General features: G+C 64.1%; 12 protein-coding genes. 6 read left to right on the forward strand and 6 right to left on the reverse strand.

The window, feature by feature from the left end:
- A partial coding sequence (locus tag ACQR13_RS31090) for a hypothetical protein (protein ID WP_434863543.1) occupies positions 1-2,701 on the reverse strand: 2,701 nt, incomplete at its 3' end.
- A 1,198-nt stretch (positions 2,702-3,899) separates the two neighbouring features.
- Between ACQR13_RS31090 and ACQR13_RS31095 the strand changes: the two genes are divergently transcribed.
- The 6 genes from ACQR13_RS31095 (at position 3,900) to ACQR13_RS31120 (ending at position 8,953) form a co-directional block, all read left to right on the forward strand.
- Entirely contained in the window at positions 3,900-4,898 is a 999-nt protein-coding gene (locus tag ACQR13_RS31095; protein WP_434840888.1) for an aliphatic sulfonate ABC transporter substrate-binding protein, read from the forward strand.
- Between the two features lie 81 nt (positions 4,899-4,979).
- A complete protein-coding gene (locus ACQR13_RS31100; RefSeq protein ID WP_316166948.1) occupies positions 4,980-5,600 on the forward strand; it encodes a nitroreductase family protein in 621 nt (206 codons plus the stop codon).
- A 92-nt stretch (positions 5,601-5,692) separates the two neighbouring features.
- On the forward strand, positions 5,693-6,988 hold the full coding sequence (locus ACQR13_RS31105; protein WP_316166950.1) for an O-acetylhomoserine aminocarboxypropyltransferase: 1,296 nt from the start codon (positions 5,693-5,695) through the stop codon (positions 6,986-6,988).
- Between the two features lie 4 nt (positions 6,989-6,992).
- A complete protein-coding gene (locus ACQR13_RS31110) occupies positions 6,993-7,775 on the forward strand; it encodes an alpha/beta fold hydrolase (RefSeq protein WP_316166952.1) in 783 nt (260 codons plus the stop codon).
- 123 nt (positions 7,776-7,898) lie between these two features.
- The gene (locus ACQR13_RS31115; protein ID WP_316173087.1) at positions 7,899-8,300 is read left to right on the forward strand and encodes a BA14K family protein; all 402 of its coding nucleotides are present in this window, start codon (positions 7,899-7,901) and stop codon (positions 8,298-8,300) included.
- Between the two features lie 140 nt (positions 8,301-8,440).
- A complete protein-coding gene (locus ACQR13_RS31120; protein WP_316166954.1) occupies positions 8,441-8,953 on the forward strand; it encodes a hypothetical protein in 513 nt (170 codons plus the stop codon).
- A 60-nt stretch (positions 8,954-9,013) separates the two neighbouring features.
- Here ACQR13_RS31120 and cyoB read toward each other — a convergent pair whose 3' ends face one another.
- From cyoB to ACQR13_RS31145, 5 genes are all read right to left on the reverse strand, one after another.
- Complete coding sequence (gene cyoB / locus ACQR13_RS31125) at positions 9,014-11,017, reverse strand: cytochrome o ubiquinol oxidase subunit I (protein ID WP_434863544.1); 2,004 nt, start codon at positions 11,015-11,017, stop codon at positions 9,014-9,016.
- Positions 11,018-11,032: 15 nt separating this feature from the next.
- Positions 11,033-12,802, reverse strand: a complete 1,770-nt coding sequence (locus ACQR13_RS31130) for an SDR family oxidoreductase (protein WP_434863545.1) — start codon at positions 12,800-12,802, stop codon at positions 11,033-11,035.
- A gap of 171 nt (positions 12,803-12,973) precedes the next feature.
- Complete coding sequence (locus ACQR13_RS31135) at positions 12,974-13,843, reverse strand: flagellin (protein ID WP_434863555.1); 870 nt, start codon at positions 13,841-13,843, stop codon at positions 12,974-12,976.
- A gap of 54 nt (positions 13,844-13,897) precedes the next feature.
- Complete coding sequence (flgK, locus tag ACQR13_RS31140; protein ID WP_434863546.1) at positions 13,898-15,655, reverse strand: flagellar hook-associated protein FlgK; 1,758 nt, start codon at positions 15,653-15,655, stop codon at positions 13,898-13,900.
- Between the two features lie 27 nt (positions 15,656-15,682).
- A complete protein-coding gene (locus tag ACQR13_RS31145; RefSeq protein WP_315718457.1) occupies positions 15,683-16,135 on the reverse strand; it encodes a flagellar protein FlgN in 453 nt (150 codons plus the stop codon).
- Between the last annotated feature and the right edge of the window lie 13 nt (positions 16,136-16,148).

The raw sequence follows: 16,148 nt of genomic DNA on the forward strand, positions 1-16,148 counted from the left end.
TCAGCCAATCGCGGCCGCGCGGCAGTAGCGTCGCGTGCTCGAAGTTCTGATCGATCAGTTTTTGCCAGACGAAGTTCCACTCAGGCTCGTTATCGCGACCGGTCAGCCAATCGCGGCCGAGCGACAACCAACGGGCTTCTCTCGGACACCTTAGCGCGAGATTACTCCAGAGGTAGGGCCAACCGAAGTTTTCCATGTTGCTGCGAAGCGCAGGCATTGTATTTGCAATGAGCTCGGTCGCTGGGACGAGGCTCAGCAAGAACTCAACGCCCTTTTCGTGCTGATACGGATTTCGTACCTTTGTCAACTTGCGAGCAACGGCGTCAACGAACTCGGCAACCGGTGGATTGAGCTTAGCAGTCTTGGTCCACATCGGAATATCTGCAGCGCTTTCAGGTTGGGCCGGAATAGCTTGAAGGGCGAGTCGAACAAGGGCAGCCTGCTCCGAGCTTGGCTGCTGTGAGCTCTGAGTGGTCTCGCACAGATCCAACCAAACGCGTGCGCAATACTGGTGCGCGGTGTTGCGACTGAGCCACGCCAAGGCCTGATCTCTGATAACTGCATCCGCTGGTGAAAACCTGATCAAGCGCCTGTTGATCCAAGGCCATGTTCCGGCCTCGAGATATACCCCGAGCCAACCTCGCCCTCTGCTCAGAAGAACCAGACGCTCTTCTTGAGCGGCCATATCCCACACCATTTGGAAAAGAAGCCCCCAATCTGGGGCATCCTCGCCCAGGTCATGCCACCAGGATTGGATCCGAGCCTTGATGCCTGACGCGTTCAGATCGACCTCGGCACTCAAGGCCGACTGTTGCCAAGCGAAAAGACGTGGGGTGATCTCATGTTCAGGACCTCGCCGGCGAAAGCATGGCCACAAAGCCTTCAGGATTTCCACACGCATAGTCTCGTCAAGCATGAGAGCGCCACGCGTCCTACCCTTGCCGATCTTGCGGGAGCCCAGCCAGCCGAGAAACGCGTCTGCTGGCTTGCCCTCTTCGAGCATTGCATCAAACCCAACAGAAATGTCCTCTGCCCGCCGAACTGTCTCGCCGCGTGGCACCAGAGCATCGTAGATCAGACGGCTGATCTGGGGGTGAAAGAAGCGGCCCGCCAACGTTCCAGATTTTGGATTGCTGAGACGCCATACCTGCTCGCCGACCAATTGCGCCAATTCTGCCCGATGTCCTTGAAACAGCCCCTCCGGAGCTTTCAGGCCATAGAGATTGAGGATGAGGGCAGCACGGCCTTGTGCTTGAATGGCGAGCTCATGGAGACGATTGTCGAATCGGGTGGCAAAAGCCTCTGGCGTCAGTCTCTGCTCGCGGTGGAGTTCGTAAATCCACGCGGCTGCGACGAAAATCGCTTCTCTTCGGATAGGAACATCGACACCGGTGCGCTGCTGATACCACTCATGGTAGGCAACCTGCTCTTCGGGGGTCAGGGGCTCGGCCACGATTTCGACCGGATCGAGCGCCCGATGCCGTTCGCACTCGCGTCTAAAAGCTTTCAGTTGCTCGAGGGGGCCGCAGGTGAGAATGGCAAACCGGTTTGGGAACTTGCGAGCCGTTGCGGTCAGTTCGCCAACTTCTCGCCATATCGCAGGATCGCGATTCTCCGGCGAGTAGAGGTCATCGCCTGCGACCAGCATGGAGAGGGAGGTAGCGCTAGCATTGTCGAGAGCGCGAGGTAGAGCATGCGCGTACGATTCGATATAATTGACCGCTTCGACTTGGCCGTCCGCCAGGAGCTCGCTAATGATCTGGAGCAGAAGCACACTCTTGCCTGCTCCAGAAGGACCCGTTATCCAAAACACCGGGACGACCGCGTTTCGCTCTTGTGCATCCGCCAGCCAACGCTCGTGAATCGTCGACAGGACCGCTTTGAGCTTCTCCGGACGGTCCATGAAACATCCGTCACGAACATCAGCCAGGCTGGGGCGAACACCGTGCACAATGTGCCTCTGGACCAGCTCATTATCCTTTTTTAGATCCGTCGCGCCAAGCAGATGCAGAGGCGCCACCTTTTGTCGACGTGCCGTGTTCCAAAGCGTGAGCAGAGCTTTCGCTATTTGCACGGGCGACACGCCAGAGGGAAGCATTTGAAGGAGCCGACCCATACAGGTGTCAATAAGGGTCGTCGGGTGGGTCACATCGTTCCAAAGGCGAGTCGCCAAACGAACTTCAGGTGCACCGTCCACCTCAACGGGCAGACATCGATGTCGCAGATGTTCCCATCGCTTTGCCGAAACAGCGTCGAGCTTGAGCTCTGAAGCAGTCAGGCGCGCGGGTTGAGACGAAACATTTCCTCGTAAACTTCGCGCAGTAATCCTGAAGCGAAAACTGTTCCGTACAGAGGGGCAGCATTCCTCGAGAAACTCGTCCACTGCGATGGCCTCTTGGATCGCATCTTGAAGGGACTCCTTTCGCAAGGTCGTCTTGATCTGTGTGAGATAGACGAGGCTTTCACGCTTTTCACTGAGGTCGCTAAGACCTTCGAAGGCAACGCTCGCCGCTTCTTCATTCTGGGCCAACACGGCTTCAAAAAAACGATCAAGTGAAACCGCGAGCTGATAGTGAAATCCGTCAAGCGCACGTCGCCCGCCCAACGCCCGCTGTTTGAACTTCGGGTGTTTCTGCCAAGCTTCTTGTAACGCGAGTAGATTTGGCGCAATCTTTCCTCTGTCTGTTCCTTGAACTGACACCTTGTTGGCCCATCAAAGGTTGCAATCGTGACGCCAAATGTTAGTTGCGTTTACGTTTTTGCGCAACTACGGCTAATTCAACTATTAGCTGACGGCTGCTGTTGCCGAAGCCGGTTGGCTGCGGCGCTGGAAGTGCGGCCTCTACGTCGGAGGTATCGTGATGATGCCGGGCCTCGACAATGTCACCTTAAGGAAACGAATGCGGACGCCGCTGACTCGGTCGCAGAAGGTCCGCCCTAATCACGGACTGTCCTCCGAATGGGGCCTGCTCCGCGGCTCCTGCTCCGGCCAAATCCGCTCATGAGCTCCGCGCTTCATTTCGGCCGGCGGATGCAAGGCGGTTCGATCGGACATGCCTGCCCAGACCGCTGCGGAGAGTCGCTAAGACGGCATGGCTGGGCCGAGGGCCTGCCATGCCGTCGCGGCAGAGGGGCACAAGCTGATTGTGATATGCCGAAGCCCCAGGGCTTGCGTGACGAGCCAATAGCTTCTCCTCGCGCGTGCGCGACGAAGCGGAATTCGCCCGCATTCTCAGGCTGATTTGCCCTGTCCAGTCCCGCGACGAAAAATATTCTTGTTTCTTTTTTTCAGAATTCATGGTTGTATCACCCCATCCCGCCCGATCGAGAGGGGCGCTTCGCGAACGTCACGAAACGTTGGTGCGGGATGCGATGGCCGGTTCTCGTCGCAGCGTGCGTCAAGCGCGCGGACGAACGATGGGAGCCGGACGGCGAAATCGCGTGGTCCTGATACTCCGATGCTAGTATCAAGTCTGCGACGAGGCTCGGCTTCGCGCAGGCGACGGTGGCCAGAAAGCTCGGCGCGCCGGGGAGAACGCGTATAAGCCGTAAGCCCGTTGCGCAGGGAAGGCCGGATGTCCGGCTGATCCTGTGGTAACCGCCGCGTGCTTCCTTTTTTGCACGCGGGCCATGGGTGTCAGTCGACGCCCGGCCTTCCCTGTGCCCTCTCTCGATGGAGGGACGAACGGCAGACATCTCTCGGACGCTCTGCGCGTGGCGAGGATGCGAACGGCTGTCTCGTCAGATCTCGCGCGCCAAGAAAACAAAACTTCTCGCGGCATGGGCACATGAGAAACTTTCCTCTCCATATGAACAGATCTGCAAGATTGCGCAGGGCTGACGATCCTGCGAATGATCCTGGACAATTGCATGCAACCGCCTGTTTGGGAGATTGCCGAATGACACCGTCCTTCAGCGGCCTGCGTCGCGCGCGGCCCTTGCATCTCGCCCGTCGCGGCGTCCTGATGATGGCCGCGGCCCTGCTCGGCGCGCTCGCCACGTCGCAAGCCGACGCAGCCGAGACGCTGCGCATCGGCTATCAGAGATCCTCGACCCTGATCGCCCTCCTCAAAACCAATGGCGAGTTGGAGAAGGCGCTGGCGCCGCTCGGCATCAAGGTGTCGTGGCACGAATTCTCCAGCGGCCTGCCGCTGCTGGAAGCGATCAACATCGGCAGCATCGATGTCGGCGCCGATGTCGCCGATACCGTCCCGGTGTTCGCGCAGGCCGCGGGCGCGAGGCTCGCTTATGTCGCCGAGGAGGCCGCCTCGCCGTCGGCCCAGGCGATCCTCGTGGCAACGGCTTCGCCGGCCAAGACGCTCGCTGAGCTGAAAGGCAGGAAGATCGCGGTGACCAAGGGCGCCGGCAGCCACTATCTGCTGCTCGCCGCGCTCGCCAAAGCGGGTCTCACCTTCAAGGACATCACCCCCGCCTATCTGCCGCCCGCCGACGGCAGGACCGCTTTCGTCAGCAACAATGTCGATGCCTGGGTCGCGTGGGATCCGTTCCTGACCAGCACCATCCGCCAGTCAGGGGCGCGCGTGCTCGCGGACGGCAGCGACGGGCTTGCCAGCTACAAGCGCTACTATCTCGCATCCGCCGACTACGCCGCCGGACATGGCGACGCCCTCAACGTCATCTACGGCAAGCTCGTCGAAACCGGCAAATGGGTGAAGGCCAATCCGGCCGCCGCGGCGAGCCAACTCGCTGCCCTGTGGGGCATCGATGCCGCCACCGTCGAGGAGGCCAACAGCCACCGCTCCTACCAGGTCGGCGCGGTCACCGCGGCCGGCCTGTCGGAACAGCAGAAGATCGCGGACGCTTTCCTGGCGGAGCGCGTGCTGCCGGCGAAGGTGGACACATCGGCGTTGGCGATCTGGACTCCCAAAGCGCCGTGAGCCACACAGGAGCCGAGATTGTGCCCGGCAGCGAAGCGCGGCACGAGGCCCGACGACGAGCCTGAACGAAGGAGACCACCCGTGACTGCCCATCTTCCTCCCCCGACCGGCCGCATCACCGAGCATCCGGCGCATCGCATCTTCGTCGATCGCTGGTCGCCGCGCGGCTTCAGCGACGAGGCGCTTCCCGAGACGGAGCTCCTGACCTTCATCGAGGCGGCACGCTGGGCGCCCTCCTCCTACAATTCGCAGCCCTGGCGCTTCCTCTACGCGCTGCGCGGCTCGGCCGAGTTCGACACCTTCCTGGCGCCGCTGGTCGAGTTCAACCGCGGCTGGGCGCAGCATGCCGCGGCGATCGTCTACGTGCTGTCGAAGAAGACCTTCATCCCGGCGGGCAAGACCGAGCCGGCACCGACGCGCACGCATTCCTTCGATGCCGGCGCGGCCTGGGCCAATTTCGCCAACCAGGCCGCGTTGTCCGGCTGGATCACCCATGGCATGAGCGGCTTCGACGTCGCCGCCGCGCAGACGGCCCTCGGGGTGCCCGCCGGTTTCGCCGTGGAGATCGCGATCGCGGTCGGCCGCAAGGGCGATGGCGAAAAGCTGCCGGCCATGCTCAAGGAGCGCGAGAAGCCGAGCGCACGCCTGTCCATCGCCGAGATCGCCTCGGCCGGCCTGTTCCCGCAGCGCTTCGGCGGCTGATCGATGTCGCAGGGGCGGCGCACCGCGCCGCTCCTGACGGACCGCGAAATCTGTGGCAGAAGATGCGATCTGCTTGAGGAGAGTTGATCCGCATGCCGCCGCCGAAACCGCCCGCCTTCGAGACCCTGAGCCTGCACGCGGGCCAGCACCCGGATCCCGCGACCGGCGCCCGCGCGGTGCCGATCTATCAGACCACGTCCTATGTGTTCGACGACACCGAGCACGCCGCGGCGCTGTTCAATCTCGAACGCGCCGGCCACATCTATACCCGCATCTCCAACCCGACCACGGCCGTGCTCGAAGAGCGGCTCGCCGCGCTCGAAGGCGGCGTCGGCGCGGTCTGCACCGCGAGCGGCCAGGCGGCGCTGCATCTGGCCATCGCCACGCTTCTGAATGCGGGCGATCACATCGTGGCCTCCTCCTCGCTCTATGGCGGCACCATCAACCTGCTCGCGCACACGCTGCCGCGCTTCGGCATCACCACGAGCTTCGTCAAGCCCAGGGATCACGACGGTTTCCGCGCTGCGATCAAGCCGAACACGCGGCTCCTGATCGGCGAGACCCTCGGCAACCCCGGCCTCGAGGTGCTGGACATCCCCAAGGTCTCGGCGATCGCGCACGCGGCCGGCGTGCCGCTCCTGATCGACAACACCTTCGCCACGCCCTATCTGAGCCAGCCGATTTCCCAAGGCGCCGACATCGTGATGCACTCCGCGACCAAGTGGCTCGGCGGCCATGGCATCGCGATCGGCGGCGCGATCATCGATGGCGGCCGGTTCGACTGGCGCGCCTCGGCCAAGTTCACGCAGCTCACCGAACCCTATGCCGGCTATCATGGCATCGTCTTCGACGAGCAGTTCGGCGCGGCCGCCTTCATCATGCGCGCGCGGACCGAAGGCCTGCGCGATTTCGGCGCCTGCCTGTCGCCGACCAACGCGTTCCATCTGCTGCAGGGCGTCGAGACGCTGCATCTGCGCATGGAGCGGCACGTCACCAACACCCGCGCGGTGCTGGAGGCGCTGACCGCCAACAAGGCCGTCGACTGGGTGCTGCATCCTTCGCTCGAGACCCATCCGGACCATGCGCTCGCCAAGGAGCTGTTGCCGCGCGGCGCCGGCTCGATCATCTCGTTCGGTATCAAGGGCGGACGTCCCGCGGGACGCAAGTTCATCGAGAGCCTGAAGCTGATCAGCCATCTCGCCAATGTCGGCGACGCCAAGACGCTGGTGATCCACCCCGCCTCGACCACGCATCAGCAGATGGACGCCGCCCAGCTCGCCGCGGCCGGAATCGGCGAGGAGCTGATCCGGCTCTCGGTCGGCATCGAGGCGGCCGGCGACATCATCGACGATCTCGGACAGGCGCTGCGCGCCTCGCAGAAGGTGTGAGCCCATGCAACTGTCGATCGGAGATCATGAGGTCTTCGCCGCCACGGGCGGCCGCGAGTTCGATTCGTCCCTGCCCGCCGTCGTCTTCATCCATGGCGCCGGCTTCGATCATTCGGTCTGGGCGCTGCACAGCCGCTGGTTCGCCCATCACGGCTTTGCCGTGCTGGCGCCCGATCTGCCGGGCCATGGCCGCTCGACGGGGCCGGCGCTGCCGACCATCACCGCCATGGCCGATTGGATCGTCGCGCTGTTGCAGGCGGTGAACGCGAAGCCCGCTCACCTGATCGGGCATTCGATGGGATCGCTGATTGCGCTGGATGCCGCGGCGCGCCATCCCGATCGCGTGTCGGCGCTCAGCCTGATCGGCACCGCGGCAGCGATGACGGTCGGACCTGACCTCCTGAAGGCCGCCGAAGCCAACGATCACGCCGCCATCGACATGGTCTCGATCTGGGGCCTCGGTTTTGCCGCCGAGCTCGGCGGCAGCCGCGCGCCCGGGCTGTGGATGCATGGCGGCGCGCAGGCGACCCTGGAGCGCTGCGCGCCGGGCGTGCTGTTCAACGATCTCTCCGCCTGCAACGACTATCAGGATGCGCTGGCAGCGGCGGCCAGGATCAAGGTGCCGACGCGGCTGATCCTCGGCGAAAAGGACATGATGACGCCGCTGAAGGCCGGCAAGGCGCTGGCGGCTGCAATCGCGCAATCGCGCACCATCGTGCTGCCCGGCGCGGGGCATACGATGATGACGGAATGTCCGGATGCGCTGCTCGACGCGCTGATCGAGTAGCTTGCGGTCACGGTTCGCTCTTGGCTGCGACCTCGTGCCGCCGACATGCTCCTTTGCAGCGCGGAACGGAGGGCGACGGCGAGCCGTTGCCCTCCGGCACAACGAACAGAAAGGAGCACGCAGATGGATCTGCGCAAACTTTTGACGGTCGCCACCATCGGAACGATGTCGCTCGCGGCCGCATCGCCGCTCGCCGCCGCGCCGTTGCCGAACCACGCGGCGCCGGCCGCCGCCACGCAGAACGCGACCGAGCTGCAGCAGGTGCAATATCGCCACTGGCGCGGCGGCTACGGTCATCGCCACGGCGATTACGGCCATCGCTATGGCGGGCATCGCCACGGCTACGGTGCGGGTGCCGCCGCCCTGGGCGGTCTCGCGGCCGGCGCGATCATCGGTGGCGCCATCGCCAACAGCCGCGCCGAGGCCGCCAACGCCCAGGCCTATTGCGCCCAGCGGTTCCGATCCTACGACCCGGGCTCCGGCACCTATCTCGGCAATGACGGCCTGCGCCATTCCTGCCCGTAGCGACATCAAGGCCGATGCCGGTCTCCGGCATCGACCGCCGCCTGGACCCATGGCGCGCGACAAAACGTCCGCCGCGACAAATGCAACGAAGTGCGTCTCATCCGGTTGAGTATGAGCCTGAATCAACGGGAGACATCGGGATGGTCACCTTCAAAGCCGCCGCGACGCTCGCCATCGCCGGCGCACTTTCTTTGTCCACGCTGCACTCGGTCTCGGCTGCGCCGCTGACGTCGCTGTCGGCAGCCGCCAAACCGGGCGCCGAAAGCTCGAATGCCGTCCAGGTCCGCTACGGCGGCTGGCATGGCGGCTGGGGCGGCGGTGCCGCAATCGGCGCGGGGCTGTTGGCGGGTGCCCTGATCGGATCGGCGATCGCCGCCCCCTCCTACTATGGCGGCTACGCGCCCTATCCCTACTACGGCGGGTATCGCTACGCTGCCTATCCCTACGGCTATGGCGGCTACTACCCGGCCTACCGCCCCTATTACGGCGGCTACGGCTACGGCTACAGCTACGTGCCGCGCCCGATCTATCGCAGCTACGGCTATTCCTATGGCCCGCGGCCGTGGCGCCACAGCTACGGCTATTACCGCGGTCCGGGTTGGGGCCATCACCGCCACGGCCATGGCGTGATCCGCGCCCATCATCGCTGGTGATGTGAATTCGCCGGTGCGTGCGGCTGGCCCGACGCACCGGCAGCTTCCCTTCGATGGGTCTCAGGCCCCGGCAGCCGCTGACGACGAGAATCCCTGCCGCGCTTCGATGATGCCCCGATCGATCCGGGCGACCTCCGCCGCAGGGATGACGTACTCGTCGTGATCGCGCCAGGCAAACACGACGAATGTCGCCAACGCGCCCATTGCGCCGAGCGCCACCATCCACCAGATGTGCCAGATCAGCGCGAAGCCCATGACCGTGGCGAAGAAGGCGCAGACGAATCCCGTGGGGGAGTTTTTTGGCAGCTCGATGTCCTGATAGTCCTTTTCCCGCGTATGGGGCTGCTGGTCTTTTGCATTTTCCTTGATCCGCCAATACGCATCCTGCCCCGTCACATTCGGCAGCACCGCAAAATTGAACACCGGCGGCGGTGAGGACGTGGCCCATTCGAGCGAGCGGCCGTCCCAGGGGTCGCCGGTCGTATCGCGTAGGAGCTCGCGATCGCGGATGCTGAAGACCAGTTGGAGAATCTGAAGAATGACGCCGATCGCGAGCAGCGCCGTGCCGAACGTTGCAGCTGCAAGCCAGGGACGCCATTCCGCGACATCGTAGTGCTGCATCCGTCGGGTCATGCCGAGCAGGCCGACGACATAGAGCGGCATGAAGGTCACGTAGAAGCCAATGAGGGTGAACCAGAACGCCGCCTTGCCCCAGCTCTCATACAGCCGAAAGCCGAACGCCTTTGGAAACCAGTAAGTGACACCCGCGAACACCCCGAACAGCACGCCGCCGATGATGACGTTGTGGAAATGGGCGACCAGGAACAGGCTGTTGTGCAGCAGGAAATCCGCCGGCGGCACCGCGACAAGCACGCCGGTGAGCCCGCCGATCATGAAGGTGATCATGAAGCCGACCGACCACAGCATGGGCGTCGTGAAGCGCACCCGCCCGCCATACATCGTGAACAGCCAATTATAGATCTTCACGCCCGTAGGCACCGCGATGATCATGCTCGCAATGCCGAAGATCGCGTTCACGTTGGGGCCCGCCCCCATCGTGAAGAAATGATGCAGCCAGACCATGAAGGAGATGACGCAGATCGCCATGGTCGCCAACACCATCGAGCGATAGCCGAACGGCGACTTGCTCGAGAACGTCGCGACCACCTCGGAGTAGATCCCGAACGCCGGCAGAACCAGGATGTAGACCTCGGGATGTCCCCAGGCCCAGATCAGGTTCATGAACATCATCATGTTGCCGCCGGCCTCGTTGGTGAAAAAGTGGAAGCCGAAATAGCGGTCGAGCATCAGCATCGTCAGCGTCGCCGTGAGGATCGGAAACGCCGCGACGATCAGCAGGTTCGTTGCCAGCGTGGTCCAGCAGAACATCGGCATGCGCAGATAGCTCATGCCCCGGGTGCGCAGCTTGAGGACGGTGGTGACCAGGTTGATACCGCTGACCAGGGTCCCGACGCCGGAGATCTCCAGCGCCCAGATGTAATAGTCCACGCCCACTCCCGGCGAGTAGGTCAACTCCGACAAGGGCGGGAACGGCAGCCAGCCGGTGCGCGCGAACTCGCCGACGACGAGGGACACGTTGACCAGCAGCGCGCCGGTGGCCGTGAGCCAGAAGCCGACGGAGTTCAGCGTGGGAAACGCGACATCCCGTACCCCGAGCTGCAGCGGTACGACCAGATTCATCAGCCCGATCACGAACGGCATCGCCACGAAGAAGATCATGATAGTGCCGTGGGCGGAGAAGATCTGGTTGTAGTGCTCCGGCGGAAGATAGCCGTTGGAATGAAACGCCACCGCCTGCTGCGTTCGCATCATGATCGCATCAGTGCCGCCACGCAGCAGCATCATGAAGGCGAGCAGCATGTACATCACGCCGATCCGCTTGTGATCGACGCTGGTGATCCATTCACGCCAGAGATAAGGGAAGTACCCCTTCGCCAAGACCCATACGAGGACACCGAGGATCGCCACCAGCACGAGGCCTGCGGCCACGAGCGGGATGGGCTGGCCAAAGGGGATCGCCGACCAATCGAGCTTGCCGAGCATGGACGCCCCCGGGGATCAGCGGGTAATATGTCGGCGCGATGGCCGCGAAGGCCGGCGGGCGCGCGCAAGAGCAACCAACGCGATGCCTCCGAGCCCAAGTGCCAATCCAATTCTGCTGAGCTGCCCGGCCGGCGGCAGCTTCTTGCGCACGAGCCAGCCGCCGCTCACCGCGGTGCCAGCGGCGATCGGCGCCAACACGGCACCTGTGCTGCGTGGTGCGCCCTTCGCGCGCGACAACAGGAAACGGAACGCCGTGCTCAGGAGTCGCTCGGTCGGCCAGCGCGCCAGGGCATAGGAGATCTGCCCGAGCCGCGCCGGCCAGCCGACGGCGACTTCGTCGTGAGGAGCGCGGATCAACTGCAAGAACGTCTCGGCGACGTCCTCGGGCCGATACAGCAGCGGTCCTGGACCGAGATTGCGGCCGGACATGTTGGCGCCATGCACGAAGCCGGGCGTGTCGACCATCGCGGGGAATACGCTGCAGACGTGGATATCCTTGTGACCGGCGAGTTCCTGACGCAAGCTCGCCGAGAAGCCGCGGAGGCCGAACTTGCTGGCGGTGTAGGCGGCGGCGAACGGAGTCGGAGCCCATCCGCCGAGCGAGATGTTGTTGATCAAGGTTCCGCGCTGCTGCCGCAGGAAGACCGGCAGAACCGCATAGGCACCGTTCATCGTCCCCAGCAGATTGACCTCGATGGTCTTACGGTGGAGCGCGATGTCGGCGTCCTGATAGGCGCCGAACACCCCGGTTCCGGCGTTGTTGATCCAGACATCGATGCCACCGAACGTCTGCACGGCCTGATCGGCCAAGTGCATGACCGCGGCTGCATCGGTCACGTCGGTGCCGACGGCGATGGCGCGCCCGCCAAGGGTTTCGCATTCGGCCGCGACATCTTTCAGAACGTCCACGCGCCGCGCGGCCAGCACGATGCTGGCCCCTTCCCGCGCCAAGGCGAGTGCCGTCGCCCGGCCGATGCCGCTCGAGGCGCCCGTCACCACGACGCGCGTTCCCTTCAGATCACGCATCAGCCGGCGCGCCTCGGGGGAGGCATCCAGCAGCCAGCCGAGCGCGCGGCGCAGCTGGTGCGCGCCGCCGGTGTCGAACCATCGGCCATGGGAAAAGACGACGCGTTCGGGCGCCAGCGCAATCAACCGCGCCGCCGCGAGCCGGACGGCACGGCCGCCGAGCCGCAGCAGCATCCGCAGATGGGTCGGTGCCTTGCCATCAGGCGCGGTGATCCCGAGCAGATTCGCCGCGGTCCGCGCCACGATGCCCAGACCTTCCGGTGCCAGGTTCTGCACGAGGTCTGTCAGGACGAGTGTGCGGCTCGGCCTGTGAAACAGCTCCACTTCGGTGAACATCGGTGCGGCAACGAGCACCAACTGGATATCTGCGGACCATTCGTCCGGCGTGACATCGGTCAGCTCACGATCGATACGCAGGCCGCTTCGGCGAACCTGCTGGCGCTCTGCCAAGCCCGGCGCAGCGAAGACCTGCGCATTCGGCAGGGCCGCCTGCCAGTCCGGCAGGAACATCCAGTGCGCGACGTTGGGCGCGAGCAGATATTTGATGGGTCCCAGCTGCTCCAGCTCCTCCCGCAGCGCATGAGTGAAGCGCGTGGTCGAGTGCAGCAGCAGATCACCGCTCGGCAGGCGGATCACCGTCATGCGCACGGAGAGCGGCAGTCCGGCGGCCCGAATCCGGCCGCCGTCGACGATCCACACATTGTCCGCCACGGGCCGCAAGCCATGGCCGTAGCTTCGAGGCTGAGTTATCTGGTCCATGAGAGTTCCGCCGACGAGATGCCCGTCAACAAACCTCCGGCGCGGCGCATGGTTTCAATCGGCCGGGAATGCGGATCCCAAGGCCGGCCGCCGGCAAGGTCTAGGCCCGCCTGGCAGATCCGGCTCTGCTCGGGTCCCTGCGCCCTGCATCGCCGCGCGATAAGTCGGGGCTCAACGCAGGTAACTGGCCAGGTTCAGGCTCTGGATCTTGGAGATGGCGGTATAACTCGCCGTGAGCTGGGCTTGATAAGTCGAGAGCTGGGCGGTGACCGCCGCCACATCGACGCTGGTCAGGTCGGTCGCCAGGCTCTCGGCATAGCTCTTGTAATCGGTCTGCTGCGACTTCGCGCTCTCGATCCGGGACGCCGCATCGGAGAGCTTGGCCTGTACCGTGGCGACATCGTCCACCGCCTGATCGGCAAGCGACAGCGCGGAGGTGATGTCGGTTCCGGACAGGGTCGAGCTGTTGGCCACGAACTTCAGGACCCGCATGACCTCCTCGAACGCCGGATTGTCGGCAGTAACGCCATAGGTGACCGACTGCCCATCGGAAACCCGGACCGAGGCAAGCTCGCTGTCGCCCTGAAAATAGCTGGTATCCGTCGTGGTCAACGATCCCGTGCCGGAAGCGAAGCTCGACGTATCGACCGCCGCCGTCGCGGTCCGCGCACCGCCGAACAGATATTGCCCGTCGTACTGGGTGTTCAGAATGCCCGACATCTGCTGCAGCAACTGCTGCGCGCTGCTGATCGCGGACGTGGTTCCCGTGCTGCTGCCGGAGCTCGCAGCGCTCAGGGCCGTGCGCAGCTGACTGACGATGTCCGACACCTGCCCCACGGCAGAGTACATGACCTGCACTTTGCTGTCCGCCAGAGTCGCAGCGTCGATGTAGGACTGCGCCCGCGTGACAGAGACCTGCAGATTGACGACGTGCTGGGTGTCGGCGCCGTAACCGGCGAGATACTCGGCCTTCAGCCCCGAGGCCTCCTGCACCTGGAGGTTGGCCATGGTCGCCTGCGTCCGCAGCGCGCCCGTGATCATCTGGTCGGAGTTCGAGAATGTCGCAATCCGCATCGTCATGATGTGCACTCCGGACTAGGTCGATTGCACGGCAGTGAGCAGCGACGAGAACATGCTGTTGACCACGGAGATCAGCTGCGAGGCGGCAGCGTATTTGTTCTGCAGCGAGCTCAGCCGCGCCGTCTCCTCGTCGAGGTTGACGCCCGATTGCGAGGACAGCGAACTGGCATAGCTCGACTGGGCCGTCGACTTCGCGGTGTAGGCAGTGGAGGCCTGCGACGCCTTGCTGGCGACATTGGCGACGATCGCCGCGGCGTAGTCGGCGAACGAGCCGGTCGTTGCGCTCAGGCCGCCAGCCGACGCGAAGCTGGTCGAGCCGGTCAGCTTGTCAACGAGCGCGTCGATGACCGTCGCCGAGCCGGCCGTCAGCACCTGGCTGCCGGTCGTCAACGTCGCGGAGCCGTCGAGCGTGCCGGTGGGCAGACCGGCCGCGCCGCTCAGGATGCTGCTGTTGACGGCAAAATTGGCGGCGCTCGTGCCGGTGACGAGGTCATTCATGCCGAAATAGTCGGAGAAGCCGCTGCCGCCGACCGCGCTGGTCATGTCGTTGATCGCGATGCCGTTCGACGACGACGTGGCGCTGATCGACAGGTGTCCGCTGGAATCGATCGAGGCGGAGACCCCGGAGATGCCGTTGAGCGCCGTGACCAGATCGCCCACCGTCGCATAGGACGACAGGTCGAGATCCTCGTACGAAACGAGATTGCCGCTCTGGTCAGCCACGGCGATGCGGACCGTTCCGGACGCCGACAGGGCCGTCGTACTGCTGACGCTCGCCGACCCGGTCAGAGTGGTCGGAGGTGGAACGGCCGATGCGCCATTGGTGATCGCATTCAGCGACGATTTCAGCTGCGAGGCCAGCTGATCGAGCTGGGTCTGCGCGGCCGGCAGGGTCTCGTCCCGCAACGTGACTAGCGAACCGATCTTGCCCGACGTGATCTGCGACGTGACGTCGACGCCGTCGACCATGATGCCGCTGAAGCCGCCGGACGCATAGCTCGACGCCGCCGAGACATTCGCCGAGGCCGTATAGCTCAGCGTGTGCGCCGAGCTGTCGACGAGAGCTCGCCCCGACGAGGTATAGACCTGAAGGTCGCCGTTCGACGCCGCGTAGTAGCTGACGTTCATATAGGACGAAAGGTCCTGCAACGCGGCATTGCGCTCGTCCTCGAGATCGGCGGTCGATTGGCCGGACGCCGCCATCTTGCGGATCTCGACATTGAGATCGGCGATCTGTTGCAGGTCGTCGTTGGCGCTCTGAACCGACGACGCGATGTCCTTGTCGGCGTTGGCCCGCAACGCCTGCACACCGCTCGACGTGCTGCGCAGCTGGCTGGCGAAGTCATCCAGCGCGCTGACGACTGCCGATTGCAGCGAAGCACTGCTGGGCGAGCTCGCCAGCGACGACAAGGCGGACTCCAGCGATGCCAGCGAGTTTGCCAGCGACGTTCCCGTCGTCGAGGTGCCGGATGTGGACGCGCTGCCGAACAGCTGCTGCAGTTGCGTCAGATAGTTGTTCGTGGTGTCGGCCGCGCCGAGCTCCGAATTGGCTCCGATCAAGGATTTCAGCAGCAGCTTGTCGACATTGCTCGAAATGCCGGTAATGGAAACGCCGGTCCCGATTCCGCCGGTCACGTTCGTGACCTGGTTGGCCGTCTTCTGCGTATACCCCTTCGTGTCGGCGTTCGAGATGTTCGACGACGCCACGCTGATCTGCAGCTCCGTGGCCGAGATGCCGCTGAAGGCGACCAGCCGTGCTATGTCGAGCGACATTGCCCTACTCCCGCTGTTGGCTGGCCATCACGCCCTCACGTTGGTTCCACAGGACGTCGCACGCGCGGTACGACGTCCACCGGCGCCATAGGGCGAGGCATTCGCGATCTGCTCGCGGATCGCCTGCATCACCGCCTCGATGCGACGATTGCTGGCTTCGATCGCAGCCCGCAGCCGAACGAGGTTCTCGTCCATCGCGCCACGAAGGTTGAAGATGTGCTCCATGAGCTGCTCGCGCAGCACACGGTCGCGGACGTCGAGGCTCGCCGTTCGCCTGGCGCATTCGGCGACCCGCTGCTCAAACAGCCCGGCGAGCCGATTCTTGTCGTCGAGCTGCTTGGAACGCGAGGCCGGGAGCCCTTTGGCAAGCTCCGCATTCTCCTCCGACACCACCGCGATGAGTTCGTCGATCAGCGCGATCAAGGTCCGCACTTCATCTTCGCTGGCCGGCCGCTGATCGGCCTGAATTGCGTGTTTCATCCTGTCGCTCCCA

The sequence above is a fragment of the Bradyrhizobium sp. HKCCYLRH3059 genome (assembly GCF_051168035.1).
Lineage (GTDB): Bacteria > Pseudomonadota > Alphaproteobacteria > Rhizobiales > Xanthobacteraceae > Bradyrhizobium.